General features: G+C 58.5%; 28 protein-coding genes. 18 read left to right on the top strand and 10 right to left on the bottom strand.

The genetic code is table 11. The annotated features are described in order from the left end of the window. Positions 1–40 precede the first annotated feature (40 nt). From FTW19_RS14790 to FTW19_RS14815, 6 genes are all read left to right on the top strand, one after another. On the top strand, positions 41–1,783 hold the full coding sequence (locus tag FTW19_RS14790; protein WP_147648346.1) for a DUF885 family protein: 1,743 nt from the start codon (positions 41–43) through the stop codon (positions 1,781–1,783). Positions 1,784–1,797: 14 nt separating this feature from the next. Continuing rightward, a complete protein-coding gene (locus tag FTW19_RS14795; RefSeq protein ID WP_147648347.1) occupies positions 1,798–2,208 on the top strand; it encodes a DoxX family protein in 411 nt (136 codons plus the stop codon). Then, entirely contained in the window at positions 2,208–3,053 is an 846-nt protein-coding gene (locus tag FTW19_RS14800) for an acetyl-CoA carboxylase carboxyltransferase subunit alpha (RefSeq protein WP_147648348.1), read from the top strand. Before FTW19_RS14795 ends, FTW19_RS14800 begins: the two co-directional genes overlap by 1 nt. A gap of 15 nt (positions 3,054–3,068) precedes the next feature. Beyond that, entirely contained in the window at positions 3,069–4,127 is a 1,059-nt protein-coding gene (locus FTW19_RS14805; protein ID WP_147648349.1) for a CPBP family intramembrane glutamic endopeptidase, read from the top strand. Positions 4,128–4,194: 67 nt separating this feature from the next. Beyond that, positions 4,195–5,283: a DUF2845 domain-containing protein gene (locus FTW19_RS14810; RefSeq protein ID WP_147648350.1), complete on the top strand. Its 1,089-nt coding sequence runs from the start codon at positions 4,195–4,197 to the stop codon at positions 5,281–5,283. Positions 5,284–5,437: 154 nt separating this feature from the next. Next, positions 5,438–5,617 carry a hypothetical protein gene (locus FTW19_RS14815; protein WP_147648351.1) on the top strand — a complete coding sequence of 60 codons (180 nt, stop codon included), beginning with the start codon at positions 5,438–5,440 and terminating at the stop codon, positions 5,615–5,617. Positions 5,618–5,669: 52 nt separating this feature from the next. Here the strand turns inward: FTW19_RS14815 and pyrF are convergent, their stop codons facing one another. After that, a complete protein-coding gene (gene pyrF, locus FTW19_RS14820; RefSeq protein ID WP_147648352.1) occupies positions 5,670–6,404 on the bottom strand; it encodes an orotidine-5'-phosphate decarboxylase in 735 nt (244 codons plus the stop codon). 10 nt (positions 6,405–6,414) lie between these two features. Then, entirely contained in the window at positions 6,415–6,966 is a 552-nt protein-coding gene (locus FTW19_RS26290) for a septal ring lytic transglycosylase RlpA family protein (RefSeq protein WP_147648353.1), read from the bottom strand. A 245-nt stretch (positions 6,967–7,211) separates the two neighbouring features. Here FTW19_RS26290 and thiD point away from each other — a divergent pair, with 245 nt between their 5' ends. Continuing rightward, the gene (thiD, locus tag FTW19_RS14830; protein WP_246153318.1) at positions 7,212–8,024 is read left to right on the top strand and encodes a bifunctional hydroxymethylpyrimidine kinase/phosphomethylpyrimidine kinase; all 813 of its coding nucleotides are present in this window, start codon (positions 7,212–7,214) and stop codon (positions 8,022–8,024) included. Positions 8,025–8,050: 26 nt separating this feature from the next. After that, positions 8,051–8,272: a sulfur carrier protein ThiS gene (thiS, locus tag FTW19_RS14835; protein ID WP_187142992.1), complete on the top strand. Its 222-nt coding sequence runs from the start codon at positions 8,051–8,053 to the stop codon at positions 8,270–8,272. A gap of 86 nt (positions 8,273–8,358) precedes the next feature. Here the strand turns inward: thiS and FTW19_RS14840 are convergent, their stop codons facing one another. From FTW19_RS14840 to FTW19_RS14850, 3 genes are all read right to left on the bottom strand, one after another. Continuing rightward, on the bottom strand, positions 8,359–9,498 hold the full coding sequence (locus FTW19_RS14840) for a putative nucleotide-diphospho-sugar transferase (RefSeq protein ID WP_147648355.1): 1,140 nt from the start codon (positions 9,496–9,498) through the stop codon (positions 8,359–8,361). A 13-nt stretch (positions 9,499–9,511) separates the two neighbouring features. Further along, positions 9,512–11,038, bottom strand: a complete 1,527-nt coding sequence (locus tag FTW19_RS14845) for a lipopolysaccharide biosynthesis protein (protein ID WP_147648356.1) — start codon at positions 11,036–11,038, stop codon at positions 9,512–9,514. Between the two features lie 230 nt (positions 11,039–11,268). After that, positions 11,269–12,606: a sensor histidine kinase gene (locus FTW19_RS14850; protein ID WP_147648357.1), complete on the bottom strand. Its 1,338-nt coding sequence runs from the start codon at positions 12,604–12,606 to the stop codon at positions 11,269–11,271. A 215-nt stretch (positions 12,607–12,821) separates the two neighbouring features. Between FTW19_RS14850 and ribA the strand changes: the two genes are divergently transcribed. Beyond that, positions 12,822–13,466 (top strand): GTP cyclohydrolase II, encoded by a 645-nt coding sequence (ribA, locus tag FTW19_RS14855; protein WP_147648358.1) that lies wholly within the window; start codon positions 12,822–12,824, stop codon positions 13,464–13,466. A gap of 167 nt (positions 13,467–13,633) precedes the next feature. On the opposite strand, the gene FTW19_RS14860 is transcribed toward ribA, so the two are convergent. The 5 genes from FTW19_RS14860 to FTW19_RS14880 are packed head-to-tail and all read right to left on the bottom strand — an operon-like array spanning position 13,634 to position 17,223. After that, positions 13,634–14,134: a DinB family protein gene (locus FTW19_RS14860; protein ID WP_147648359.1), complete on the bottom strand. Its 501-nt coding sequence runs from the start codon at positions 14,132–14,134 to the stop codon at positions 13,634–13,636. After that, positions 14,134–15,015, bottom strand: a complete 882-nt coding sequence (locus FTW19_RS14865) for a glycine betaine ABC transporter substrate-binding protein (protein ID WP_147648360.1) — start codon at positions 15,013–15,015, stop codon at positions 14,134–14,136. The genes FTW19_RS14860 and FTW19_RS14865 overlap by 1 nt, the downstream gene beginning before the upstream one ends. Next, positions 15,012–15,644 carry an ABC transporter permease gene (locus FTW19_RS14870; RefSeq protein WP_147648361.1) on the bottom strand — a complete coding sequence of 211 codons (633 nt, stop codon included), beginning with the start codon at positions 15,642–15,644 and terminating at the stop codon, positions 15,012–15,014. Before FTW19_RS14870 ends, FTW19_RS14865 begins: the two co-directional genes overlap by 4 nt. Then, positions 15,641–16,408: an ATP-binding cassette domain-containing protein gene (locus FTW19_RS14875; RefSeq protein ID WP_147648362.1), complete on the bottom strand. Its 768-nt coding sequence runs from the start codon at positions 16,406–16,408 to the stop codon at positions 15,641–15,643. The genes FTW19_RS14870 and FTW19_RS14875 overlap by 4 nt, the downstream gene beginning before the upstream one ends. Positions 16,409–16,437: 29 nt before the next feature. After that, entirely contained in the window at positions 16,438–17,223 is a 786-nt protein-coding gene (locus FTW19_RS14880) for an ATP-binding protein (protein ID WP_147648363.1), read from the bottom strand. A gap of 264 nt (positions 17,224–17,487) precedes the next feature. Between FTW19_RS14880 and gap the strand changes: the two genes are divergently transcribed. The 9 genes from gap (at position 17,488) to FTW19_RS14925 (ending at position 26,747) form a co-directional block, all read left to right on the top strand. Then, positions 17,488–18,492 (top strand): type I glyceraldehyde-3-phosphate dehydrogenase, encoded by a 1,005-nt coding sequence (gene gap, locus FTW19_RS14885; RefSeq protein WP_147648364.1) that lies wholly within the window; start codon positions 17,488–17,490, stop codon positions 18,490–18,492. Positions 18,493–18,497: 5 nt separating this feature from the next. Further along, positions 18,498–18,869 carry a cupin domain-containing protein gene (locus tag FTW19_RS14890; protein ID WP_147648365.1) on the top strand — a complete coding sequence of 124 codons (372 nt, stop codon included), beginning with the start codon at positions 18,498–18,500 and terminating at the stop codon, positions 18,867–18,869. Further along, positions 18,870–19,244 carry a RidA family protein gene (locus FTW19_RS14895; protein ID WP_147648366.1) on the top strand — a complete coding sequence of 125 codons (375 nt, stop codon included), beginning with the start codon at positions 18,870–18,872 and terminating at the stop codon, positions 19,242–19,244. Between the two features lie 24 nt (positions 19,245–19,268). Continuing rightward, positions 19,269–20,483: a phosphoglycerate kinase gene (locus FTW19_RS14900; protein WP_147648367.1), complete on the top strand. Its 1,215-nt coding sequence runs from the start codon at positions 19,269–19,271 to the stop codon at positions 20,481–20,483. Positions 20,484–20,490: 7 nt separating this feature from the next. Beyond that, complete coding sequence (locus tag FTW19_RS14905) at positions 20,491–20,718, top strand: hypothetical protein (RefSeq protein ID WP_147648368.1); 228 nt, start codon at positions 20,491–20,493, stop codon at positions 20,716–20,718. A 117-nt stretch (positions 20,719–20,835) separates the two neighbouring features. Next, on the top strand, positions 20,836–21,582 hold the full coding sequence (gene tpiA, locus FTW19_RS14910) for a triose-phosphate isomerase (protein WP_147648369.1): 747 nt from the start codon (positions 20,836–20,838) through the stop codon (positions 21,580–21,582). A 124-nt stretch (positions 21,583–21,706) separates the two neighbouring features. Then, entirely contained in the window at positions 21,707–23,452 is a 1,746-nt protein-coding gene (locus FTW19_RS14915) for a thiamine pyrophosphate-dependent enzyme (protein WP_147648370.1), read from the top strand. Between the two features lie 182 nt (positions 23,453–23,634). Beyond that, a complete protein-coding gene (locus tag FTW19_RS14920; protein ID WP_222705462.1) occupies positions 23,635–25,224 on the top strand; it encodes a PQQ-binding-like beta-propeller repeat protein in 1,590 nt (529 codons plus the stop codon). Next, the gene (locus FTW19_RS14925) at positions 25,221–26,747 is read left to right on the top strand and encodes a PQQ-binding-like beta-propeller repeat protein (RefSeq protein WP_147648371.1); all 1,527 of its coding nucleotides are present in this window, start codon (positions 25,221–25,223) and stop codon (positions 26,745–26,747) included. Before FTW19_RS14920 ends, FTW19_RS14925 begins: the two co-directional genes overlap by 4 nt. The last annotated feature ends 22 nt before the right edge of the window (positions 26,748–26,769 follow it).

Here is a 26,769-nt window from a genome sequence, read left to right on the forward strand (position 1 = left end):
ACGGGTGCCGCCTTCTCCGTCAAGCTGTTAGTTTGTCTGCATGCCTCTCAAACGGATCGCCCTGCTCTCTCTGTTTGCTGTTGCATCATCCCTGCCGACTGCCGCCGCGCAAACCTCCGCGTTTCAGACGAAGCTTCGCACTCTGAGCGAGGAGTTCTGGACGTGGCGAGCCACGGAGCAGCCCTTCACCAACGACGACATTCCTCGCATCGAACGCGCGGAACCGTTTGTCGTTCATTGGGCGCCAGGCGATGTCACACAGTACAAGGCGAAGGTCGATGCGTTTGAGAAGCAGTGGCGCGCCCTTTCCGCAGCGGGGGAACCGGTTGCCGACCAGGTGGACTACCGCTTGCTTGGCTCCGCTATTGCACGGGTGCACTGGGAGTTGACGGTTTTCCCGATGTGGAAGGAGAACCCGTTCTTCTACGTCGATCAGAGCCTCGGTTCGGTCTATGCCGCGCTTCTGCCGAAGCCACCGATTACGCCGGCGCGCGAGGAGATCATTCTCTCCCGCATGGAGCGCATGCCCTACACGCTGGAGGAAGGGAAGAAGAACCTCACAGATATTCGCGCGCCTTACGTTCGAGCGACGATCTCTGAACTCAAAGATATCGAAGCTCAAATGCAGCAGGTTCACGATGGGCTGATGCCCGTCTTCTCCGATGCGAACAAACCGCGCTTCGAAAAGGCAGAGGCTGCCGCGGTAAAGGCGCTGATGGGGTATCGCGAGTGGGTGGGCACACGCGGGAAGTCTACATTGCCGGAGAAGACTGCGGTGGGGCGGGAAGGCTACATCTGGTTCCTCCGCAACGTGGCGCTGATGAAGTACACGCCGGAAGACCTGTTGCGCATGGGCCGCCAGGAGTGGGAGCGTTCCGTAAGCTTTGAAACTCTCGCGCGAGCCGCGAGTACGGGTGTCCCCGATGTCCCGTTCTATGGAACGACCGAACAGCAGATGGATGCGGAGAAAGCGAACGAACTCGCCATCCGGAAGTACATGGTCACGCACGGTGTCCTCTCCGATCCTGCCGAGGTCAGGCACTATTACTACCTTCCGATTCCTCCATACATCGCGGCACTCAGCTTCATGGGCGTGACCGACGATCTCACCGGACCGTCGCGGCTCGGGGAAGACGGCACCAGCTACAAGGGAACTCCGCGCACAACGACAAACTTCTGGGGCGCGATCACCGGACGGGATACTCGGCCGCTGACGTTGCACGAAGGTTCGCCGGGACACTACTTCCAGATGGCCTGGAGCTGGCATCACCCCGACCCGATCCGGCGGCACTATTACGACTCGGAGTCGAACGAGGGCATCGGCTTCTATGCCGAGGAGATGGCGCTGGAAGCCGGTCTCTTCGACGACTCGCCGCATATGAAGGAGGCCATCTACGGCATGATGCGCCTGCGGGCGCTGCGTGTGGAGGTCGACGTCAAGCTGGCCCTCGGAGAGTTCACACTGGAGCAGGCCGCCGACTATCTAACGAAGGTTGTCCCCATGGACCGCGGTACGGCGACCAGCGAGGCAGTCATGTTTGCCTCGACACCTGGACAAGCGATTACCTACCAGATCGGCAAGCTCGATATCCAGCGGCTGATGACCGATGCCCGCCAGAAGCAGGAAGAGAGCTTCAAGCTGCAGCGGTTCCATGACTTCATCTGGCTGAACGGCAATCTTCCGTTTTCGCTGATGCGGTGGGAGATGCTCGATGACTCCAGCGATGTACCTCCTGTTGCGCCGTCCTTTCTGGAGGCGAAACGAAACTCGCGGGCGATATAGGCAGTCCAACGAGTATGGCTACCGACCGCCAATTAGCGTACGCTCTGCTTCGCATCGCCTTCGGTGTCAATTTTGCGGGTCATGGATTCATTCGGATCCACTCCGGCGTCGCTGCCTTTGCTGCTAATACCGCACAGCGTCTTGCGAATGCTCCGTTGCCGCATGACCTGGTACTCGCTCTTGGTTACGTCATCCCATTCGCGGAGGCTGCCCTTGGATTGGCTTTGATCTTCGGCATCTTTACCCGCCTTGCTCTGATCTGCGGATCGCTCTTCATGATGATGCTCACCGCTGGTACTACCGCCAATCAGCAATGGGATGTGGCGAGCCAGCAGTTGCTGTATCTTCTCGTCTTTTTCATGTTGCTGCACTTCCGCAGCGATAACTGGCTTGCGCTCGACCAGCTTCGATACAATCGAACCTGATGGCAGATTTTGAGGCAGCAAAGCCCGCCGTGGCAGAGACGTCTGAAGCCTGGCGAAGGACTGAGATGGCGCGGCATCCCCAGCGCCCATACCCGATGGACTTTATCCAGGCACTCTTTACCGACTTCAGCGAGATCCACGGAGACCGTGCCTTTGGCGATGACCCCGCCATGGCAGCCGGTATGGCCCGTTTCCACGGGGAAGAGGTCATGGTCATCTGCAACTTGAAGGGCCGCACTCTGAAGGAGCGCATGTTGCGCAAGTTCGGCAGTCCGGACCCTGAGGGATACCGCAAGGCACTGCGCGCCATGAAACTGGCCGAGAAGTTCGGCCGTCCGGTCTTTACCTTTATCGACCTGGCCGGTGCAAATCCAGGCCTCGGCGCGGAAGAACGCGGACAGGCAGAGGCCATCGCCCGCAATCTGATCGAGATGGCGCGTCTGCGTGTGCCGATCTTAGCCACTATCACGGGTGAGGGAGGCTCCGGCGGGGCTCTCGCGCTGGCTGTGGCCGATCGGGTACTGATGCTCGAGAACGCCATGTACTCGGTGATCTCTCCCGAGGCTGGCGCATCCATCATGTGGAAGGATGCCGCCAAAAAACAGAAGGCGGCGGAGGCGCTGAAGTACACAGCAGAGGATGTGAAGCGGCTGGGTTGCGTGGATGAGATTGTTGCAGAGCCGGAGGGTGGCTCGCAGAACGATCCCGCCTATTCGGTCTCCCTTCTGAACGATCGTCTGGAGGCCAATCTTGGCCATCTCCGTACGCTCAGCGTCGACGACTTGCTGGCCCAGCGCTACAGCAAGTTCCGCAACATGGCCCAGTTCTTTGAGGTAGCCTCCTAAGCTCCGTTTGCCACGATGACTTTGCAGACCCAGGACCGTATACGTGGCTCGGGCGGGCTCTTTGGAGGCCAGACTCGGGGCAGTGCAGCCGTGCGCTTTGTCTTTGGCACCGTCTGGGTCTTTGCCTCCCAGATCATTGCCGTGATGGCGACGTCGAACATCGATACTTCGGCGCATGAACTGTTTTTCCGGACATTCTGGCTGGCCCTGCTTCTGCTCGGCTTCTGGGGAATGGGACGTGCTCTTGATGGGCAGGAAAGTCCTATCAAGTCCATGGGACTTATACGACGAGAAGGATTTGCTAAAGAGCTTGCCCTGGGAGTCGCTACAGGCTGGGGACTGATCACGGTTCTGGTGCTGCCGATCATGCTCTCCGGCAGGCTCGATCTCAGCTTCTGGTGGAGCGCCCGGTCCATCCTGCTCACGGTGAACAACCTGATCGTGCTCGCGGTCGCTGCCCTGGTTGAAGAGGTCGCCTTCCGCGGCTATGCTTTTCAACGACTTCGCGATGCCGTTGGACCAACGGTCGCTACCTTGTTGCTCGCAGCCGTCTTTGGCCTGGTTCATCTGAACAACCCGCACGGAGGCTGGCCGGCGGTCTTTGTCACCATGCTGGCGGGCATCATGCTATCGGTGGCATATCTGCAGACACGCAGCCTCTGGATGACTTGGGGACTGCACTTCGGCTGGAATGCCAGCATGGGGGTTCTCTTCGGTCTACCAGTGAGTGGTCTGGACTTCTCGAGCGTAGTGCAGGCTCGTCCCGGCCTTCCGGTCTGGTTGACGGGAGGTCTTTACGGTCCGGAAGCATCAGTGCTCGCGCCATTTGTCGTTCTGGCTGGCATCGCCGTTGTTGTGCGGGTAACCCGCGATCTCCATTGGAAATATGGGTTTGATCCGGTCGTTGCCGGCGGGTACCCGATGGCCGCTCCGCCTCCGCCGCAGCATGCTGCCATGGAGGCCGAAGCGGCTCAAAAACAAGCAGCGCTCATCCAGATCATGCCGGCTTCTGCACCCTTGCAGACGGCACCTCGGCCTACCGAACAATCAGATTTCCCATCTGGGGAAAAATGACAAAACCCTGACTTGCCAAGCCCCTCAGGGAAGGCGCAAGATGCTGGTAACTTGAGGTGATACCTCCATGGCATCGCGGGCTCAGTTTTGGGTGGTAGCAGCTTCGCTGGCCGCCCTCTGGCTGCCGGCGGCACGAGGGCAAGTTTTTGTTGTTGGCAAAAACACAGCCACCGACGGCATGGTCACCGAATTTCATCCCACAAGGGTCGAGCTGCCATCTCAGCCTCTGACAGAGCGAGGCAGGCGAGATTTGTTGCGCATGCTCGAAGCGGAACAGGGTTTCGCCCACCGGGCTTTGCCGATGGGTGGTCAGGGACTGACCCTGCAGGCCAATGGCACGCTCTCTCCAGACTCTGACGCTATCCGTGATGCTCTTTATAAGAAGGGCATCTCCGCACAGGCCGGAGACCGGGTCGTCGTGACGAATCTGCACTTCGAGAAAGATCGCCTCATCATCGATCTGGACGGCGGCCCCTTCAAGAAGCACCGCTGGCTCTCGCATGTGCAGTTTAACGACAACAACGTCGTCGCTCCGGAAGACCAGCCGACAGGCTCACGGGTCACGCTTGTCTTCGAAAAATTCATCCCTGACCTAACCTCTGCCGAGATCAAAAGCCTGCTTGAACCGGTCATCGACTTTGGTGTGAAGACCAGTGAAGAGGCTTACGCCAATACCTTGCCGGAGCCGCTGAAGCTCGCCGTCGCCGACCATCGCGTTCTGGTCGGTATGAATCACCGGATGGTGCTGGCGGCGCTGGGACAGCCGGTAATGAAGGTGAGAGAGAAGATCGATGACGCGAGCGGCAACAAGTACGAGGAGTGGATCTACGGCCGCACACCGCAGACGATTCGCTTTGTCCGCTTTGTCGGTGACCGCGTCGTGTTGATCAAGGTCGCGGAGTTGGGAAAGCCGATCGAGGTGCACGACAAGGACGAGATGGCCGGCTACATCAATCCGGATGCTGTTCGGACCGTTGCCCTGGGTGACGCCAAGCCGGATGAAGAGGGAAGCGGCAAACAGGCGCCTCCTCCTTCGCTGCGGCGTGAAGGAGAACAGCAGACTGCACCCGGCTCTCCGTCGCTGGTGCAGTTACCTCCGGACAAGAAGGATCAACAGGGCAAGCCTGAGCAACAGCTCCAGTCCAACTTGAGGTAAGATAGAAACGATCGCTCGCCCGAGCGGGTTCCTTTTCCAACGCACAATGCGGGATTGGGGCAGGATACAAGCAGATAGCGATTTCTCGTGTCTGCGATGGGGCGAACGATGAGACATTTTCTTCGTGGCCTGGCCCGAAGACGAAGGAGCTACCATGGCAAAGATTGCCAAGACTGCAGATCGTAAGAAGGTGATGGACACCTCCAAGAGCACGGATTGCCCGAAGTGCTCCAAGCCCACGCGCATCGTGAAGCGCGTCAAAGACCGTGAGCGCAACGTTCCCGGTGGCGTCTATATCTCCTGCTCTGCGTGCGACTTCTACGAGAAGCTCTAAGCAACGCTTGAGGTTTGAAACACAAACCCGGCTTTCTGCCGGGTTTTGTTGTTTAACGCTGCAGCGCCGGCAATGCGGAGTCAATCTCGTCCAGGATGGAACGGACCGCTGCAGCCGGATCAGGCGCTTGCGTGATCGGGCGGCCGACGACCAGCCTGCTTGCGCCGGAACGGATGGCTGATGCTGGTGTAACAACCCGCCGCTGATCTCCAACCTCTGAGGTGGCAGGGCGGATTCCTGGGACAATCAGCAGTGGTTCATCGCCGATGGTCTCGCGAAGCAACGCAATCTCTTCGCCTGAACAGACCAGACCATCCACACCGGCATCGATAGCCATCTTCCCCAGGAGAGCGACCTGCTCGGCCGGTGTACGGGTGACCCCAGTCGCCGCAAGTTGGCTGCGGTCCATGCTGGTGAGCACGGTAACTGCCAGCAGTTTGGGAGCGCCAGGAATCTTCGCCGCGGCATTCGCTGCGGCTTCAAGCATCTGGGGGCCGCCGGAGGCGTGCAGGGTCAACAGGCCGACACCCAAGCCGGAGACGGAACGAACGGCTCCTGCCACGGTATTGGGAATGTCATGGAGCTTCAGGTCGAGGAAGATGTTGAGCTTGCGCTGCAGGAGGGAATCAACGACAGAACGCCCTTCGGCGAGGTAGAGCTCCAGTCCGACCTTGACCCAGTAGATGAGGCCGTTAAGAGCCTCGACCGCCGGGAGCGCTGTGGACTGAGTGGGATAATCCAGCGCGAGGATGAGGCGGTCGAGGGACTGAATCTGTGGAGAGCTCATGCTCTCGATTTTAGCGGGAGGCCAGTAACAACGGCTGTACTGACGCTGTCTGGGCCACCAGAGCACGAACCTGGTCCGGATTGCTGCCGTTTACCGGATCAATGCGAACCTTGCCAAGGCCGGCTATCCCAAGTCTGCGGGCAGCGGCGTAGGAAAGGTCGACGATCCGATCCTCCAGCAGAGGACCCCGGTCGTTCACGCGAACAAAGATCGATTTCTTCGTTTTGAGGTTCGTAATGCGCGCCCAGCTTCCCAAGGGAAGCGTACGGTGGGCACAGGTCAGGCCGTGCATGTCGAAACTCTCGCCGTTGGCAGTTGTCTTTCCCTGGAACTCGGAACCATACCAGGAGGCTTTGCCAATCTGATACCAGGGCTTCTTGGAAGTCACCTTACGGGTCTTGCTGTCGTTCGGCGCCTTGTTGAGATCGCGAGGGAGATCCGTCGGAACGTCGGTCGGAGCGGCCGATGTAGCTGTTGCTGAAACACCCAAACCGAAGGCCACAACTCCTGTCAGCAAGCGTGGAATACGGTTCAGTAGCCGGGAAGAAAATTGTTCTTGCATACGTTCTGACTCCACTGTTATTTTCGAGTTTCCGGAAACGCTAAGTCAAACAAACCCAGATACTTACCTTCATTTATCGACTTGCCCCCAGGGCCTCGCCGTGATATAGAAAAACGGAGGTCGCAGGGGCTTCTGCGGTATTTCTGGGGCCCAATGCTACATTGCATCCTGAAAGAGGGATGCTTCCCGTACCAACTTCAGTTGGCTGGGGGCGACCTTTCCACAGATTTATTTCGCCTTTTACCGTGGGAGAAGCAACGCTGAAACCCTTCAAAAACCTTCTTGCGATCGCCGGGTACGACCCCTCATCCGGAGCGGGCATCACAGCAGACCTTGCCGTTTTTGCCGCCCATGGCTTCTTTGGAACAAGCGCCATCACCGCGTTGACCGTCCAGTCCACTACCGGAGTCGCGTCCGTTCATCCCGTCGAACAGACGCTCCTCGCCGACACGCTGCACGTTCTTGATGAGGATCTGCCACCCGCCGGCGTCAAGCTCGGTATGTTGGGCTCAGAGGCGGTCGTGGAGGTAGTCGCAGAGTATCTTCAGCGACTTACCTGTCCGGTAGTCCTGGATACGGTCCTTCGATCCAGCTCGGGCAAAGCCTTGCTGAGCCCGGAGGCCATGCCCGCGTTCCGAGGCCTTCTGCAGCAGGTCGACTGGGTAACGCCGAATGTCGATGAGCTATCGCTTCTAACCGGTATGCCGGTCGCTACGCCCCGGGAGATCGAGAGTGCCGCCCTTGCATTGGGACAACAGTACGGGGTCGGTGTCATTGCGACCGGCGGCCATCTGGACACGCCGGACGATTATGTTCTGCCGCCCGGCGACACGGCAGGGGATTGGCTTACCGGGGTGCATATCGCCACCCTCGCAACTCACGGCACCGGCTGCGCCTTCTCAAGCGCCTTCCTGTGTGGCCTGGTGAAAGGGCAACTACCAGTAGAAGCTGCCGGAGCGGCTAAGGAGTACGTCCGGCAGGGAATGCTGCGGGCCACGGCAATTGGACACGGGAAAGGGCCGCTGAACCTCCTGTGGCCGCTGACTGAGAAGCTATAGCAGGATTTAGGGTAGAACTTAGAGATATGCCGTTGCTGATTACGCTCAATGGAAAGAGCAAAGAGTTTCCGGATTTGAATGAGGGCGCGTCCGTTGGAGATTTAGTCAGCGCCTCAGGGCTCAAGGGGGATCGCGTCGCCGTGGAGCTCAATGAAGAGATCGTTTCGCGCCGCAGCTGGGAAGAAACCTTTCTGAAGAGCAATGACAAGGTCGAAATCGTCCACTTCGTGGGCGGCGGCGCCTCATAGACTAGAGCATTTTCCTGTTGCCGGGTATCCCGGGAGAAACGCCCATAGATGCACAAACCCTGCAATACACCCACAGGGAAAATGCTCTAGCCAATTCCCAGCTTCTGCCGAAGCTCCGCAATACTCTCATTCCGCTGCTGAAAGTGGCGTACGACTGTTCCGTAGGAGACGTCGCGAGAGACCCGCTGTTTGTCCGGGCAGACGATCGTGGCCCCATCCGCTGTGAAGCGGCGATAGGCGGCCTGTGTTTCCATGTTGGTGATGCCCGATTCCGCGATCTGATGGTTGAGGGCGAGTTGGTCATCCAGTTCCAGAATCACCTGATCGGCGAAGCGCTTCATAAATGCCAGGGTGGCTGTTGTGGGGTGGAAGACCATGAAACCACAGCAAAGGATGAATCCCTGCTTGCGGGCCACATCCATGGGGATGGAAAAGTCTTCCTGGGCAACAATGTCGGCCTGTGGCAGGGTGGCAAGCATTGTGTCCAGATCAGCAACCGCGACCGCATCGATATCCATTGAGTAGACTGCATGCCCGCGCTCGAGCAACGTCCTCAGAATCAACGAGCGCAGCACCCACAGCAGATGGCGGCTGTGAGGATTGATCTTGCCTTTGGTATCGAAGAGGAAGTAGGAGGAGATGTCGAGAACGCGGCAACATTCCAACCGCGAAGCTACCTCGACCGCTTTGCTGTCGAGAGCAATCACCAGAAAACGCTGGTCGACGTACTTCAGCGCCTGTTCCTTCCAGAGCTCGAACATCTCCAGATAGTGACCGCTGAGCGTAATAATCGTTACGCGGCTGCCGGATCCAAGCGCGAGCGCCTCGATCTGCCGATGAAGGGTATCGGAAACCGTCCCATCAAGGACCTGGGTAAGGTACCGGTGCATTGTCTCGGCGACTACGGTGGCGTGCCCCTGGTCGCGTTGGGCGATCTTTTGCAACAGGTCTCTCCCCAAAGACGGGTTGCCAAGCCGCATAGCCATTTCGGCGATCTCGAGATCGATCGCTGCGTCTTTGCCGAAGTCACGCTTCAGTAGCCGTTCAAAGAGCGCCTGGGATGTGCCGCTCTTCCTGGAGAGCAGAAGAGCATAGGAGAGCCTGCCGCGGTCGAAGGCAGCAAGCGACGGAAGCGGACCGGCGTAAACCAGGCTAGCCACCGTCATGGTCCACCACCCCATCCGGGCACACAGGCGGCTGCTTCCAAGAAATAGACGCGTCAACATGGGTGTTTTCTTTTCAGGCGGAGCGAGTCTTGAGAAAGCGGTTTCTGAGCCGTTGCTGAAGGATGTCTTTCAATTCACCGATCCCGAAGTAGGCGTAAGCGGCAGCGGCAAACAGCAGAACGGTAGCGAAGGAGAAGCCTACAACCGCCGGTAGCGACCAGTTGACTTCGAGCTTGGATGGGTAGAACGACAGGGCGAACGCGACGCTCATAAAGATGGCCAGCCGGGTAATCGGCTGCAGGCTGACCTTGTATTCGGCGGGGAAGATGTCTTCGTTGAAACGGACGACAGCGTAGGTCTGGATGATCTCCCAAATCAGCCAGCAGAGAATGAAGCCCGTAAGGCTGTACATCCTCATGATCGGGAGGGACACTCCCAACATAATGAGATAGCCGAGCACGCTGAAGACGGCGAAGCGCTCGTGTTTGTTCGAGGACGATTGGAACTGGGTCTTGTGTTCCTTGATTCCAAGCACCGCCGACACGATGGCCATCAGGAAACAGAGCTTGGGGTCGTACAGGTTCCGTTTGTGCAGCCAGACGGTAAAGAGGAATGGGCACATCAGGAAGCTTCCGATGGTGACGATCGGCGTCAGAAAGAGGACCACGCGCTCTGAGAGATCGTAGAGTTTATGCAGGGCATTCCAGTCACGCTTGCCGAAGAGCATGGTGATGTCTTGAGAGATGGTGGAGCTGGCAATCGAGAGGATCTGCCGAGCCATCTGGAAGACCACGCGCACCAGGGCGAAGACGGCCACTGCCGCCGGGCCAAGCGTGCGCTGGATAATGATGATGGGACCCTGCCAGGTAAGGAAGCCTGCCATGGCGATCAACAGAAAGTGGCCGCTGGGTTTGATGATCGCCCGGACATGCTCCATGCTTCCGTACCGCAGTGACGGCAGGAGGATGGGTGCATTCCGCCGCATATCGATCATCACCAGGATCAGGAAGATGAAGAAAGCACCCAGCTGCGCCCCGGCAACGGCCGGGAACGAACCGTGCATCTTCACGGTCAATGCAATACATAAGATGGAGAACAATCGCTGCGCACTGGCCCAGTAGTTTCCTCGGTGCAGCTGGCCCACGACCATGTAGCTGTTGGTCATCAGGCTGAACAGCATGTTCAGGGCGATCTGCAGGATTAGCAGGTATAGCGCCAGAGCGTTCTGGAACGGGTTTTCGATCTTCAGGTTCAGATACGACGAGATCGGCAGAACAAAGACGATCAGGCCGGCGATGGCAAAAAGTGTAAAGAACCCAACCAGCAGTCGCAGAGCCGCACCCTGGACATTCTTGGCGCCCTCGATGTCGCCGCTGTTGTACAGGATCGACATCTGGTTGTTGGAGTAGTTCTGGATACCGTAGTTGAGGGTGCCGAGGTAGCTGACGGCGGCGCTGAGCGCAATCCATTCGCCGTAGACCATGATGCCGTTGGAATAGGACCGGAGAAACAGCGGCGGCACGATGAGCTGCGAGATGATCGTGACACCTTGACCTAGAAAGTTCGTGAAGAGCGTCTTAAAGATTCGGCGCAGATTCATAGAAAGCGAGTGCTGTAAGGTCCTTTAGGCTGATGCTGGAAGAGGAAGGTCGAAAGAAGAACCGTATTTTCCGCATCCTAGCACAGCAATATTGCGGTTCTTTGTAAGCCACAGAAAAGAAAGACGATCTGGACAAGAGGGTGAAATAGAGGCAGGTTGAAGAACGCCACCGCCGACTCTACAGAATATGTGTTATCAGACGTAAAAAATGTAGGCGGCTATGGCAACGCTTACGTCTCCGACAATGCCGCTGCCTCATGGGCGTGCATGGCTGGCATCCTGAGAGTCACTCTGGTCCCCCTGCCTGGACGGCTGTTGGTCTCCATGGAGGCCGAATCGCCGTACAGTACCTCCAGACGTTCGCGGACGTTCTTCATGCCAATTCCGGTCCCTGGGCGAACCAGGCCGCTCACTGGTGACGGCGCGTTGTTCTCCGGAGCCATCCCGATGCCGTCGTCTTCCACTTCGATCAGGAGCTGCTCGCCATCCAGCTTGCTGCGAAGCGTGACCGTACCGCCGGTAATCCGAGGCTCCAGACCATGCTTGATGCTGTTCTCGATCAACGGCTGCAGAATCATGCTGGGTACGACGAGATGCTCCGTCTCCGGGCTGATCTCCTTTGCAACATGCAGCTTCTCGCCAAACCGGACGACTTCAATCCGGAGATAGTCGTCTGTAAACGCCAACTCCTCTGAGAATGGGACGAACGCTTCTCGGTCCTTCAGGAGGACCCGCAGGATATTCGCCAGCTTGACCACCATCTCCCGTGCCAGCTCCGGCTTGAACCGGACCAGCGAGGCGATGGAGTTCAAGGTATTAAAGAGAAAGTGCGGATTGATCTGCCGCTGCAGCGCGTCCAGGCGGGCTTCCAGAAGCAGGCGGGTCTGCTCCTCCAGCTTTCGCTCGATGCGGACCGCATTCCAGATCTTCAGCGGAATTCCCACGACTACGGGCGAACAGGCGCAAAGAGCTAGTTCTACAAGCCATTTATTCGAGTGAAGCGAGAAGAATCGCCTGGGAAATACTGTGGCTAAACCACTTGCACCCAACTCGAGAACCGCAATCAGAAGCAGCAAAAGCAGTTGCCGGTCCAGATGGGGTCGGCTGAGGTTTCGGCGGACCCAACGGTAGAGGCTGAGGTCGATAAGAGGTGTGAACGACCAGACGTCTTCCAGGCTGGTAAACGAGCGAAATCCTCCGGCAAAGCTCCCAACCAGCATATTCACCGGAAGCGCCAGGTATTCATGATGGAGCAAGGCAGGAATGGCCAGGAAGATGCCGCCAAGGGTCGCGGGGCCGGCGCCAAGGACAAGCCCCAGCAGAATTACGGCTTCGAAGCTGATATCGGCCGCTAGAAAATTGGGAACGATGCTTCGCAGCCAGACCCCCAGCATCAGGGGGGTGCAGATAAGCGCCAGCAGAATAAGGGTTTGCCGCCGGGTGCGATGGTGCGACAGCAACAGATCTTTGAAGAGGCTGGACCGTGAGAGCGAACTGGAGACCGCTGCAGCAACACCCAGCTTTACCAGGAGCGTGATCAGAATCAGCTTGGGGTCGGTGGGATGCATAGGTCTTCCTTACTTTAGAGCTTTTTCCCTGTTGCCGGGCATCCCCGAAGGGGCGTGCGGCGGTGTTTTCATCGCGGCGAACGCCCATAGATGAGGAAGCCCTGCATTACCTCCACAGGAAAACGCTCCAGCGGGCTTTTACGAGATGATGACAACTCCTCCGAAGCCAAAGCCACACCAAATTCATCTAAGTTAACGGAACTATAATCAACACAATGCCCTTTGAACGAGTTAGTAAAGTAGCTGAAGCCGATCTACCCACCCGTTGGGGCCAGTTTCGGATTCACGGTTTTGAGGGCGTAGTCGCCAATCCAGAGCCGTGCAACGAAGCTTTGCCCGTGCCTGCGAAACGGATTGAGGGTGTGGTTGCGCTGGTCCATGGCGATGTCTTCTCTGCCCCTCCCCTCGTGCGGGTGCACTCGCAGTGCCTGACTGGAGATGTCTTCCATTCCCTTCGTTGCGATTGCCGTCTCCAGCTGGAGTTGGCGATGAGCATGATCATCGAGGCGGGAGCCGGCATCCTGATCTATGAACAACAGGAAGGCCGCGGCATCGGTCTGATGGCCAAGTTGCGTGCCTATGCTCTGCAGGATCAGGGGCTGGATACGGTCGAAGCGAACGAGGAGCTGGGCTTCAAAGCAGATTGCCGCGACTTCGAGTTGCCGGCCGAGGCCCTGAAGCTACTTGGCATCACTTCCGTGAAGCTAATCACCAATAATCCGGAAAAAGTGGCTGCTCTGGAAGCTGGCGGAATCACAGTCGTTGAACGCATCTCGGCCGAAGTGGAACCCGAGGCGACCTTCGAAAAATACCTTCAGGTAAAGCGCGAGAAGATGGGGCATCTGCTTCCCAGCATCTAGGGGGGCTATCTGCGGCTGCTCTGTCTGCCCTGCCACCACCAACTGTGTCTTGAGATGCTAGACTTCCGTGGTTCCGGTAGACACACCTATGTTTTGGACTCCAACGCAGGGGTCTGTTTCGTGCGCGAAACCACGGGAGAAGTAGATTTTGAATCGCCAACTGCGATTCAGTCTTTCTGCCGAAGCCCAATGATGACCTTGGCGGTAGTAATCGCCTGCCCGACGTGACGTTGCGTGTGATCGGCGATGTGGACCAGCAGGCCACCCAGGGTCACGGGAAGTCTGTGGCGCCCGACGTAGCGAAGTTCTCCAAAGCCTGAAGTCATCGCGAGAACACGGTCACGAGATGTGGCTAGCGCACCTCCGAGCTCCGCGAAAATCTCTTCGGGAGTTCCCTGCGGATCTGCTTCAGAGCGAAGCAGGATCAGTTGTATTTCGGTCAGCGAACCACCTTCGGCGTAGGTCAGCAGGCGATCGAGCGACCGCGCGATGTGACGAAGCTGGAACGCGACCGAAGGCAGATGATGCGGCCGCGCGTGCAGCTCATCCTGAGAGAGGTCCTTAGACCACCGATAGAGATCTTCCTCTGCAAGATCAAGGGCGTGCAGCACCGCCCGGCGAATGGGTTCGATTTCGGTGCGGCTGCCGCGGAGCCAGGGTTCAACCATCACAGCCCCTTCCTTTGGCGGAACTCTTGCACGACTTCGGCAACATCCCGATGATTCCCGTCAATCTCGTGGTTCAGCGTTTGCATCTCTTCTGCGGATATCTTTCCAGCGAGCTGTTGCAGAGCTGCCGCGAGCCCCGGGTGACGCTGCAGTGCATCCTCGCGGACAAGCGGCACTGCTTCATAGGGAGGAAAGTAACGCTTATCATCCTGCAACACGACCAGGCCCAGCGCACGGATAGGCCCATCGGTCGAGTTGCCGGAGACGATATCCACCTGGTGGCTGGCGAGAGCGCGATATAGCAGACCGAGATCCATGACCCGCGGAGGACCATTGAAACGGAGCTGATAGGTCTGCTGCAGTCCTGGCAACCCATCCGGCCGCGATTCAAATTCGTAGCCGGTACCAAGCTTCCACTGTGGGGCAAACTCGGCGGCCTGGGAGAGCGTCTGTACGCCCAGACGAATGGCATCATCCTTCCGCAGCACCATGGCAAATGTGTCTTCGAAGCCTAGCGGCTGTGCGACGGTGACATGATGCTGTTTGGCATATATGGTTCGAATGGTAGCGAGCACGCGTGCTGGATCGCGGTCCAGCGGTTGTTTGAGCACAGCAGTCAATGCAGTCCCGGTGTACTCCGGATAAAGATCGATCCGTCCCTGTACCAGCGCCTGATGCGCGATGTAGCTGCCTGCAAGATAGAAACGGCGATCGACACGCTCGTGGGTGGTGCTTTCGATCTGCTGCGCCAGCAGCTCTCCAAGAATGACCTGCTCCGTAAAGTTCTTGCAACCAACCACGATGCGTGATGCGCGTGGAGGGGCACACGCTACAAGACCAAGCAGAGCCAACACCGGCAGCACAAGGAACCTGCGGCTCATGCGCGTTTCACCGTCAGCTTCTTTTCCGCGAATCCAAGTGCTGCATCCGCTAGTAACGCCAGCAGGGCTGCCGGGAGCGCCCCGGCGAGAACCAGGCTGTTATCCACCGAAGCAACGCCACGGAAGATCAGTTCGCCAAGACCGCCAGCGCCGATGGCTGCTGCAATGGTCGCGACACCGACGCAGGTCACGGTGGCGGTCCGCAGGCCTGCGAGGATGACTGACGCCGAGAGCGGCAGCTCCACCTTGAGGAGTCGCTGTCGAGCCGTCATACCGAGTGCGGTAGCAATGTCGGTCAGCGTCGGATCGATACTGCGAATTCCGGCATAGGTATTCCGAAGGATTGGCAGCAAGGCATATCCAGTGAGCGCCAGGATGGCCAGGCGAGCTGCATTTTCTCCAAGCCACGGCACCGGCAGAAGAAGACCGAACAGTGCGAGAGATGGCACGGTCTGCAGCACGTTGGCAAAGCCGATGATGGGTCTGGCCAGCTTCGGCCTGCGGGAGAGCACGATGCCAAGGGGCAGCCCGATAAGCGTCGCCAGCAGCATCGCAAACAATGTAAGCCACAAGTGCTCAAAGGTCAGCCGGGCCATCTCATACCCGTGGGCTCGGAGGAAACCGCTCATACCATCGGCTCCTCATGGTTGCGGTGATTGTGCCGGACAGCGCGGATGTACTGTCGTACATGGGGATCGCTGGAGGGCATCACTTTGTTTGAAGGAAGGTCCGCGACGACGCGCCCGCCTTCCAGGAAGATCACCCGCTGCGCTAGATAAAGAGCCTCTTCCAGGTCGTGCGTTACCAGCAGGACTGTTTTGTGGAGACGTTCGATCAACGACGCCATCATCTCCTGCATCTCCACCCGGGTCACGGGATCCAAAGCTCCGAAGGGCTCATCCATCAACAGAATTGGCGGATCGGCGGCCAGAGCCCGGGCGAGCCCTACACGCTGCCGCTGACCTCCGGAGAGCTGCCAGGGATAACGGCGGGCGAAGCTCGTTCCTTCGAGGCCCACCATGGGCAACAGTTCAGCGACACGCGTAGCGATCTGTGTCTTCGACTGACCCGCCATCTCTAGAGGAAGACCGACATTGCGCTCGATCGTCATATGCGGGAAGAGGCCGGTCTCCTGAATGACGTAGCCGATGCCGCGGCGGAGCGAGGTACAGTCCTGGGACGCGACAGGTTTCCCCATCACGCGCGCCTCTCCGGCGGTAGGACTCGCCATGGCATTCACCATGCGCAGAAGGGTGGTTTTGCCGCTGCCAGAGCGGCCAAGGAACGCAGTCGTGCTTCCCTGCTCCACGGCGAGATGAATGCCGCTCAAAATGGAACGGCCGCCGGAGAGTACGAGCGACAACGCATCGAACTCAACAGCGGCCATGGCCATAAAAGGGCCTCTCCTGAATGCCGGGAACTTCAGGCCTCTGCGGCAGGCGCAGAATCGTCGTTATTGCCGCTCTTCACGCGGACAACGGTGACCTTCGAGAACCCTTCCTTGAAGCTTGGCGGTCTCAGACGTTCAGCCATCTTCTTCATGACGTCGTCGGAAACGCTACGCTCACGTTTGCGATTGCGCTCCATGCAGATCTCGAGCGGCACATCGAAGTACACGGCATGCACCTCATAGCCGAAGCTCTTCGCCATCTTGATCCATTGGCGACGTTCATGCGCTGAGAGATTGGTGGCATCGACGTAATTCCATGGCATCTTGGCGATCAGCCGGGCCCGCAGCAGCGACCGCAGGGTGGAAAAGACCAGCCCTTGATAACGCTGCTCGGTGATGTCATCAAACAAAATACTGCGAAGCATATCGCTCGAAAGCGGGGTTACGCCACGGCGCTTGTACCAGGTGGTCTTCCCGCTTCCAGGAAGGCCGATGGTCAGCACCACATAGCCGCGTGGCTGTCGCGGAGATGCCGTCGAGGGTTCGTCAGGCTGAGATGCCGGCGACTCAGCAGGCTGAGTCTCGACTTCTACCTTTCCTTCGGCAACGGCTTCAGGGCCGGCCTCAAGCGCCTCTGCTACAGCTGAGACCTCGCTAGCCGCGACAACGTCGGGTGGAGGTTCAGCCGCAGCCTGTTGGGCAGCCGGTTCATCAGGATAAGCGGGACGCAACGGAGCCGGCTGGTCGGCAGGTAACTCCTGACCGATCTTGCCAGTGGACTCCGAATTGTTGGGCCCGCGGCGGGAACGTCTTCTCATCTTTTCGCGCATCCATTCGCGCATATGTTTCTGCTTGTAACACAGTGACTTGCCAGCCGCAAACTTCTCCCTCTCCAGAGGTATTCGGCTGGGTAATGGGAGGCCATAGTTTTGGCTAATGGTCAGTCCACCCACTATTTGCGGCGGCCTTTCCCATGCTGGTAGCATCGGTCTTTAGATGTGCGTTGCCGCCAACCAGCGGCCTCAAAAACGCGAAATGCTACCCGTTTCAACCTCTGAATTGGAATAAGGAGCCAACTGCATATGGCAGTGAAGGTAGGAATCAACGGCTTCGGCCGCATCGGCCGCAATGTCTTCCGCACCGCAATCAATAACCCTGAAATTGAGTTTGTCGCCGTTAACGACCTGACCAGCCCGGCGACGCTGGCACACCTGTTGAAGTACGACTCCATCCTGGGCAACCTGCCGAACGACATCTCGGCCGGTGCAGACTACATCCAGGTGGATGGCAAGAAGATCAAGGTTTATGCTGAGCGCGATCCTGCCAAGCTTCCCTGGGCCGAAGTAGGCGCCCAGATCGTCGTCGAGTCGACCGGCCACTTTACCGACGCCACCAAGGCAAAGGCTCACCTCGGCGAGACCGTCAAGAAGGTCATCATCTCCGCTCCTGCCACCAACGAGGACATCACGCTCGTGCTGGGTGTAAACCAGGAGAAGTACGATCCTGCCAAGCACAACGTCCTGTCCAACGCGTCGTGCACCACGAACTGCCTTGCTCCCGTGGTGAAGGTGCTGCATGAGAGCTTCGGCATCGTCAACGGCATCATGACGACGGTCCATAGCTACACCAACGACCAGGTGATCCTGGACTTCCCACACAAGGACCTGCGCCGCGCCCGCGCCGCTGCCATTAACCTGATCCCAAGCTCGACCGGCGCCGCCAAGGCCCTGAAGCTCGTGATCCCGGAGATGGCCGGCAAGCTGGACGGCTTCGCAATCCGAGTCCCAACCCCGAACGTCTCGGTTGTTGACCTGACCTTCGTCGCCGAAAAGCCGGTGACCATTGAAACCGTCAATGCAGCGATCAAGGCCGCTTCGGAAGGCCCGTTGAAGGGCATCCTCGGCTACACCACGGAAGAATTGGTCTCCTCTGACTTCAAGGGTGATAACCGCTCCTCGATCTTCGACTCGGCCCTGACCAAGGTCATTGGCAATACGGTGAAGATCATTAGCTGGTACGACAACGAGTGGGGCTACTCCTCACGCGTGAAGGACCTGATCCTCTTCCTCGAGCAGAAGGGGCTCTAACGCACGTGGCCCCGCTTGAGGTCATCCTGAAGCGATTCGAGACGCCGGACGAGATCCGAATCTTCGAAAAAGGCAGGTTTGAGGTGGTGCGGCTAGGTGGCATGTCCATCGGCCGCGCTACCTATGAACCAGGATGGAAGTGGAGCGAACACGTGGGTAAGCCCTCGGGTCAGACCAGTTGCCACGTAGAGCATGTCGGCATGGTGGTCTCCGGCCAGGCAACCGCAGCCATGGATGATGGCAATGTCATCGTCATGAAGCCGGGGGACCTCTTCTACATCGCTCCGGGACACGATAGCTGGGTAGTAGGCGAAGAGCCGTACGTATCGTTACACTTTCTTGGCGCCGATAATTACGCACAAAAACAGGAGCCGTAAGTGACACGCACGAATATTGCAGGCACTTCTCCCTATGAGCCGATCATCGGCTTCTCCCGCGCGGTCAAGGTCGGTGGGCACGTCCATGTCTCCGGTACCGGACCGGTAGGCGCTGACAAGGAAGACGTAGCCGCTCAGACCCGTAAGACCCTCGAAATTATTCAGACCGCCCTGGAGAAAGCAGGCGCCCGCCTGGAGCATGTGGTGCGCACCAGGATGTTCCTGACCCATACGGCGGATTGGGAAGAGGTGGGCCGCGTGCATGGCGAGTTCTTCGGCAGCATTCGGCCGGCGGCGACGATGGTGGTCGTCAAGGAACTGCTCAATCCCGACTGGCGTATCGAAATCGAAGCCGACGCATTCATCACAGACTAGTTTTCAGACAGGACACCAGACAGTATGGCCAAGCTCTCCATCCGCGATCTCGATTTGGACAACAAGCGTCTCTTCATCCGCGTGGACTTTAATGTTCCGCTGGCGGACGGAGGACACTCGATCACCGACGACACCCGTATCCGTGAGACCCTTCCCACGATCGAATATGCCATCCGCCACCATGCAAAGGTCATTCTGGCGGCGCATCTTGGCCGTCCCAAAGGCAAGGTAAATCCTGAGATGAGTCTGCGCCCGGTCGTCGACCGCTTGCGCCAGTTGCTGGATCATGCACTGGGTGAGCAGGTCAACGTTGCCTTCTCTCCGGATTGTGTTGGTGAAGTCGCAGAAGAGCTGACGCGTCAGCTTGAGAGCGGGCAGGTGCTCCTGCTCGAGAACCTGCGCTTCCATGCCGAAGAGGAGAAGAACGATCCCGCCTTCGCAAAGAAGCTGGCCAGGCTGGCCGACGTCTATGTGAATGACGCTTTTGGCGCTGCCCACCGCGCCCATGCCTCAACCGAGGGAATTACGCATTACGTACAGCAGTCCGCCGCGGGTCTCCTGATGGAGAAGGAGCTTAACTATCTCGGCAAGGCTCTGCACAACCCCGATAAGCCATTTGCGGCGATCATTGGAGGCGCCAAAGTCTCCGACAAGATTGACGTGATCGAAAGCTTACTCGATAAGGTCGACACCTTGTTGATCGGCGGAGGCATGGCCTACACCTTCCTCAATGCCAAGGGCCAGAAGACGGGTAAGAGCCTGGTGGAAGCCGATAAGATCGACGTCGCCAAGGCCGCCATGGACAAGGCAGCCGCCAAAGGGGTGAAACTCCTGCTGCCGGTCGATCATGTTCTGGCTGACAAGTTCGATGCCAAGGCGAAGACACAGATCTTCGACGGTGAGGGCGACTTCCCTGCCGACTGGATGGCGCTGGATATCGGTCCGAAATCGATTGAACTGTTCAAGCACGTCGTTACCGATGCACGCACGATCGTCTGGAATGGACCGATGGGAGTCTTCGAGATGCCGGCCTTCGCCAAGGGCACCATGGCGATTGCTCGCGCCGTAGCGGCGAATCACGACGCCACCAGCATCGTGGGCGGAGGCGACTCAGTAGCCGCGGTTCATGCGGCCGAGGTCACAGAAAGGATCACGCACGTCTCCACCGGCGGCGGAGCCAGCCTGGAGTTCCTCGAAGGCAAGAAGCTGCCTGGCGTGGAAGCGCTGACGAACAAATAGCCACGTAATGCGAATTCTGTTGATCGCGATCACCACAGCTATTTCAGCGGCGCTGGGTGGCTGTGTGGTCGCGCTCGGCACGCTGATTACGGGAGCAGTCCACTCCTACGAATCATCGAGGAATATCGCCGGAGTAACGGCGAGCGCGAACCCCGCTGCTGTCGTCGGAGGTACGCTCATCGGAGCATTGGCCGGCTATCTGCTAGCGCGTGCTTTCTTTTCTCGCGGGGAATAGTTCTCCTAGTTGGAAGCAATTCTGCATGAATAACGCTCAGCGACGCATTGGATTGCTGCTTGCTCACTCCGGGATGGTTCGGCAAAACCCATTCTCAGTTCGATAAAATGGTTGGCCATGCGTAAAAAACTGATCGCTGCCAACTGGAAGATGTACAAAACTCCTTCCGAAGCGCTGACCTTTGTCGAGGCCTTCCTGCCGCTCGTGGCTGGACATACCCGCGACGAGATCGTGCTCTTCCCTTCCATCACATCGCTTGCGACAGTTATCAACCGTGTCCGCGGCACCAATGTCGCGGCCGGCGCGCAAAGCATGCACTGGGCCAATGAGGGTGCTTATACTGGCCACACCTCGCCCGTCATGTTGACCACGCTTGGCGCGACTCACGTGCTCATCGGGCACTCCGAGAACCGTCAGTACGATAACGAAACCGACGAGCGCATCAACCTGAAGGTGAAAGCGGCGATCTCTCACGGTCTGATACCGCTGCTCTGCATCGGCGAGCAGCTCGATGAACGCGAGTCTGGCAAGACAGAAGATGTTCTCGCCAGCCAGTTGGCCGGAGCGCTTGCCGGCTTTCCGAAAGAGCATGCAGACAAGCTGGTTATCGCGTATGAGCCGGTATGGGCCATCGGCACAGGCCTGACCGCAACACCTGAGATCGCTGAAGAGACGCACGTCATCGTTCGCAACCACATGGCACAGCATCTGGGCGACGTTGCGAACGACATCCGCATTCTTTACGGTGGCTCCGTCAAACCGGAAAACTCGAAGTCGCTTCTCGAACAGCCCAATATTGATGGAGCCCTTGTCGGCGGCGCCAGCCTGAAGCCGGACTCCTTCGCTGCCATCGCGCAGTACTAAGTCGGAGCCTCCCATACACCGGTGAGCATTTCCCGGTGAATGGGGCTCAACAGAACTTCCCCTTCGACAGCCGGAAAACTGCCCCACAGAACGCGGCATCAGAGTTCGCGAGGGGGGCGGGCTTATGTCAAATACATCGGATGTACTGGTGGAACGGCTGATCGCCTGGGGCGTGGACACGATTTTCGGTCTTCCCGGCGATGGCATCAATGGAGTTTTCGAAGCGTTGCGGCAGCGGAAAGACCGCATCCGGTTTATCCATGTGCGGCACGAAGAATCGGCAGCCTTTGCCGCATGCGCCTATGCCAAGTTCACTGGCAGACTGGGCGTCTGCATCGCCACCTCCGGCCCAGGCGGAATTCATCTACTCAACGGTCTTTATGACGCCAAGATGGACCATGCCCCGGTCCTTGCGATCACGGGATTGCAGCACGCAGATTTGCTGGGAACCTTTGCTCAGCAGGACGTCGCGCTGGATAAGCTCTTTATCGATGTCTGCGAGTACAACGAGCGGGTCATGAACGGCGCGCATATCGAAGGCCTGACCGACCTTGCGATCCGAACGGCGCTGGCCAGACGAGGTGTCGCGCATCTCACCCTGCCGGTCGATGTCCAAACACAACCGGTCAGGCAAGGGCGGTCTGACCGGAATCCTCCGCATCACTCAACCGCAACACCAACCTTTGACGCACACCTTCCCTCCCAGGTCGACCTGCAGCATGCGGCCGACATTCTGAACCGCGGCAAGCGGATCGCTATCCTTGCCGGCCAGGGGGCACTGCATGCGACTGATGAACTCGAGCGTATGGCGGCAGTTCTGGGAGCTCCCATCATCAAATCGCTGCTCGGCAAGGCTGCGGTTCCGGATGATAGTCCTTACACCACAGGTGGCATTGGCTTGTTGGGAACGGAGCCGTCGCAGACCGCACTCGAAGACTGCGACACGCTGCTGATGGTGGGTACGTCCTTCCCCTACATTGAGTTCCTGCCGAAGCCTGGCGATGCAAAGTGCGTCCAGATCGACTGCGACCCGCAGCGCATCAGTCTGCGATATCCAGCCGACGTCGGCATCGTGGGAGACACCCGGGTATGTTTGAAGGCCCTGCTGCCGATGTTGAAGAAGCATGACGATCGCTTCCTGCGGAGCGCCCAGAAGGGTAAGCAGAAATGGGCAGAGCTGATCGAGAAGCAAGGAACCCATCTCGATAAACCGATGAAGCCGCAAGTCGTCGGCTGGGAACTGGGCAAGCGAATTCCCGCGAACGCGATTATTACCTCGGACTCAGGAACGATTACGACCTGGTGGGCGCGTTATGTCCCCGCTCTCCGCGGGCAGAAGCATAGCTGCAGCGGTAATCTCGCCAGCATGGCTTGCGGCCTTCCCTATGCAATCGCAGCCGCTGTCGCGTATCCGGATCGGCCGGTCTACTGCATCATCGGCGACGGCGGCCTGTCCATGCTGATGGGTGAACTGATCACCATCGCGGCGTACAAGCTGAATATCAAGATCATCGTCATCAAGAACAACACTCTCGGCCAGATCAAATGGGAACAGATGGTGTTTCTGGGTAACCCCGAGTACGCCTGTGATCTTTTCCCCGCTGACTTTGCCACTATTGCGCGAGGCTGCGGCATCCCCTCACGGACGATCGAGGACCCGGCACGCTGCGGCGCAGACCTGGAGCTGGCGCTGCAACGGCAAGGCGCTGCTTTGGTGGAAGCAGTGGTCGATCCCTTTACGCCGCCAATGCCGGCAAAGGTCAAGCCATCCCAGGCGGCCAAGCTGGCAGAGTCGCTGATGCGGGGAGAACCGAACCGCGGGAAGATCGCTCTGACAGCTGTCTCCGATGCAGTTCGCGAACTGGTCTAACCACCCACGCTGTCGCTCCCATCTACAGAAAGCAGGCTCACTCAGGGCCTGCTTTTTTGTTGCCAGAGACATGAGGCGGTGCATATGATTTCGCCTTCTGTAGATTTATGAATCGTCTCAAATATCTGCCGAAAACGGCTCCACATTTCTGAGATTTTCACGAAGGTCGAGGACGTATGCGTATGAAACGATCGAGCGTTACGCTGTTGGGCGGCGCATTGTTTCTCCTTTGCTCCGCCGGATGGGCGGTGAACTTCCTGACAGAGGGTGTCGATAACGGCCGGACAGGCTGGCTACAAGGCGACAAGTCGTTCACGCCACAGAACGTGAAGGGCATGAAGCTGCTTTGGAAGACCAAACTGGACAGCACGCCACGCGAGATGCACAACCTGTTCGCTCCTCTACTGCTGGAGAACGTGGAGACTCCTTCCGGGAAGAAGGAAGTCGCCGTCGTTGCCGGCGTGACGGACGATCTTTTCGGTCTGGATGGAAAGACCGGTGACCAGCTCTGGCATGTGCACTACGACACCACTTTCACGCCGGTTCCGGGCGCCCGTGGGGGAGGCACCTTGTGTCCGGGAGGACAGACTGCGGTTCCAGTGGCTACACCCGGAGATAAACCAGGCGACTATACCGTCTATGCGGTCAGCTGGGATGGACGCCTGCGCACCATCAACGCTGCCGACGGCAAGGACATCGTGCCTCCGGCAAAGTTCCTGCCTCCCAATGGCAAGCCCTATGCGCTGAATTTGTTGGACGGTGTGATCTATACAAGCGTCTCGCAGGGCTGTGGCGGGCTGACCTTCGCCAGTTACGCCTATAACCTGAAGACCAAAGTGACGAGCGTCTTCTATCCCAGCGGCGGTGGCCTGTGGGGACGTCGTGGCGTGGGGCTGAGCCCAGATGGCATCAGTTACATGGGCACGGGCGACGGAGAGTGGGATGTCGAGAATGGCCACCTTGGGAACGGCATCATCGGCGTCAAGCTGAACAAGAGCGAAGACCTGGAGCTGGTGGATTACTTCGCGCCCAAGAATGCGGACTGGATGTGGAAGCGCGACCTCGACGTCAACGTCAGTCCCGTAGCAATCGATTACAAGGGCAAGCATCTGCTCCTTGGCAGCAGTAAGGAGTGCCGCGTCTGGCTGCTCGACCGCGACAACTTTGGAGGCGACGATCACCGCCAGGTATTGGCCGATACTCCTCTGCTGTGCAACGTCGAAGCAAACTTTGCCGGCGAAGGTGTCTGGGGAGCACTGAGCACGTGGCAGGACGCTCAGGGTACGTGGTGGCTGGCGGTTCCCTTCTATGGTCCAGTTGCTCCTAAATTTCATGCGCCGGTGGAATACGGGCGGCCGAAACATGGCGGTATCGCGACTTTCAAGATCACAGAGAAGGACGGCAAGTGGTCGCTTGTGCCTGTATGGATGAGCGAGGATATGGATCTCGCCGAAGAGGCCATCATCGCGAACGGAGTCATGCTGGCATATGCCAGCGGCGAGGATGCGCGCCAGTCACTTCCCGATGCGGCCTGGAATGAACCCAAGATCACGACCTCAGGCTTCGGGCCCTTGCTTGGCTCGCCGGATCGCATCAAAGGATCGCGCCATGCAACGTTGTATGCGCTCGACGCAGCTACCGGAAAGGCGCTGTGGTCGAGCGGAGAGCAGATCTCGAATTGGAACCACTTTACCGGGATCTCGGCAGCGAATGGCCGCGTATACATCCCCACCTTTGATGGCAACCTGTACTGCTTTGGAGTGGCCCAATGAAGACCTGCAAACAGCTCTCCTGGATGATGAGTGTCCTGCTGACGGCCGGGGCCGCACAAGCCCAGATCGGCCGCGGAGGTCCGGAGTGGACGACTGGCGGCGCTGATGCGCAGCGTGATTCGTTTCTCAAGTACGACAGCTACATCAGCCCGGCATCGATGGCGAAACCGGGCTTTGTATTTTTGTGGAAGCAGAAGCTTAGCGCGGCAACGTCTGCCAGGCTGAGTCAGGCCGTGGTGATGCAGACCTTTATCGGATATCGCGGATTCAAACAGCTCGCGTTCATGTCTGCCGGAGGCAACAGTATCTATGCGCTCGACTACGATCTCGGCCGTCCTTATTGGGAGGTCAGCTTTCCCATTGTCGGCGGGGCCACCGCGTGTACAACGGCAGGTGTAAGCTCACCGGGACGCAACACGCCTTTAGCTCCAGGTGCTCCGGGACGCGGACTTGGGGGATCACGGCCGGCATATCACAGCTCGAAGGGCAAACCGGGCGAGGGATACCCTGCGGATGCTGTCGGCCCAGGCTTTGGAGCTCCGCCGCCTTCGACCTCGTCTCGTACAGGAACCAGCGCCGCCTCTGCCGCTCCGGCGATACCGGCGAGCATTATGGCGCCGGGTGGGGCCTTCGGAAGGCCTCTTCCGGTCTATTTCATCACCTCCGACGGTATGCTGCATGGCCTGGGGCAGTCGAATGGGAAGGAAGTCGAAAAACCGATCCCATTTCTTCCTGCAGGCAGCCGGGCATCCGATGTCGCTCTGGTAAACGGAGTGGTCTATGCGGCCTCTCTGCAGGGCTGCGCGGGAGCGAACCAGGTCTTTGCCCTCGATACAGAGAGCAAAGCCGTTCAAAGTTGGAAAGCAGATGGAGAGCTTCCAGCGGCGCCGGCGCTTTCATCCAAAGGCAAGCTGTATGTGACTGCAGGAAAGTCACTGGTACAACTGGAGCCGAAATCTCTGGAGGCGAAGGTGTTATCCACACAGACGTCGTCTTTCGTAACTGGAGCCATGCTCTTCAAGCTGAAGGATAAGGAGGTCGCTGCTGCCGGCACGACTGACAGCAAGATCGCCATATTCGATACAGCGACCGGCGACCTGCTGGGAATGGCAGACGTGCAAGGCAAGCCTACGGCGCTTGCCACCTACGACGATGCCGCCGGCGCACGCTGGTTGCTGGTGACGGACAAAGATGCCGCCAAAGGCACGGTGCAGGCGTTGAAGCTAACACTCGATGGCGACAAAATAAGCGTCTCCACGGGATGGAGCTCGCCGGACCTCGACGCACCGGCTCAGCCTGCAATCATCAACGGAGTGGTCTTTGCACTGTCGAAGGGAAAGGCTGGGAAGCCGGCCACGCTGTACGCCCTGGATGGAACGACAGGAAAGAAGCTGTGGGATAGCGGTACGTCGGTAGCGTCTTATGTCACAACCAGCGGCCTCTCTGCCAGCAATGGACAGGTGTACTTCGGCACAGCGGACAACACGCTATATGCCTTCGGCTTCCCACAGGAGCGGCAATAGGCACTTCAAATAAGGAAGGGCC

Origin of the sequence: Terriglobus albidus, assembly GCF_008000815.1 — a bacterium.
GTDB classification, from domain to species: domain Bacteria; phylum Acidobacteriota; class Terriglobia; order Terriglobales; family Acidobacteriaceae; genus Terriglobus; species Terriglobus albidus_A.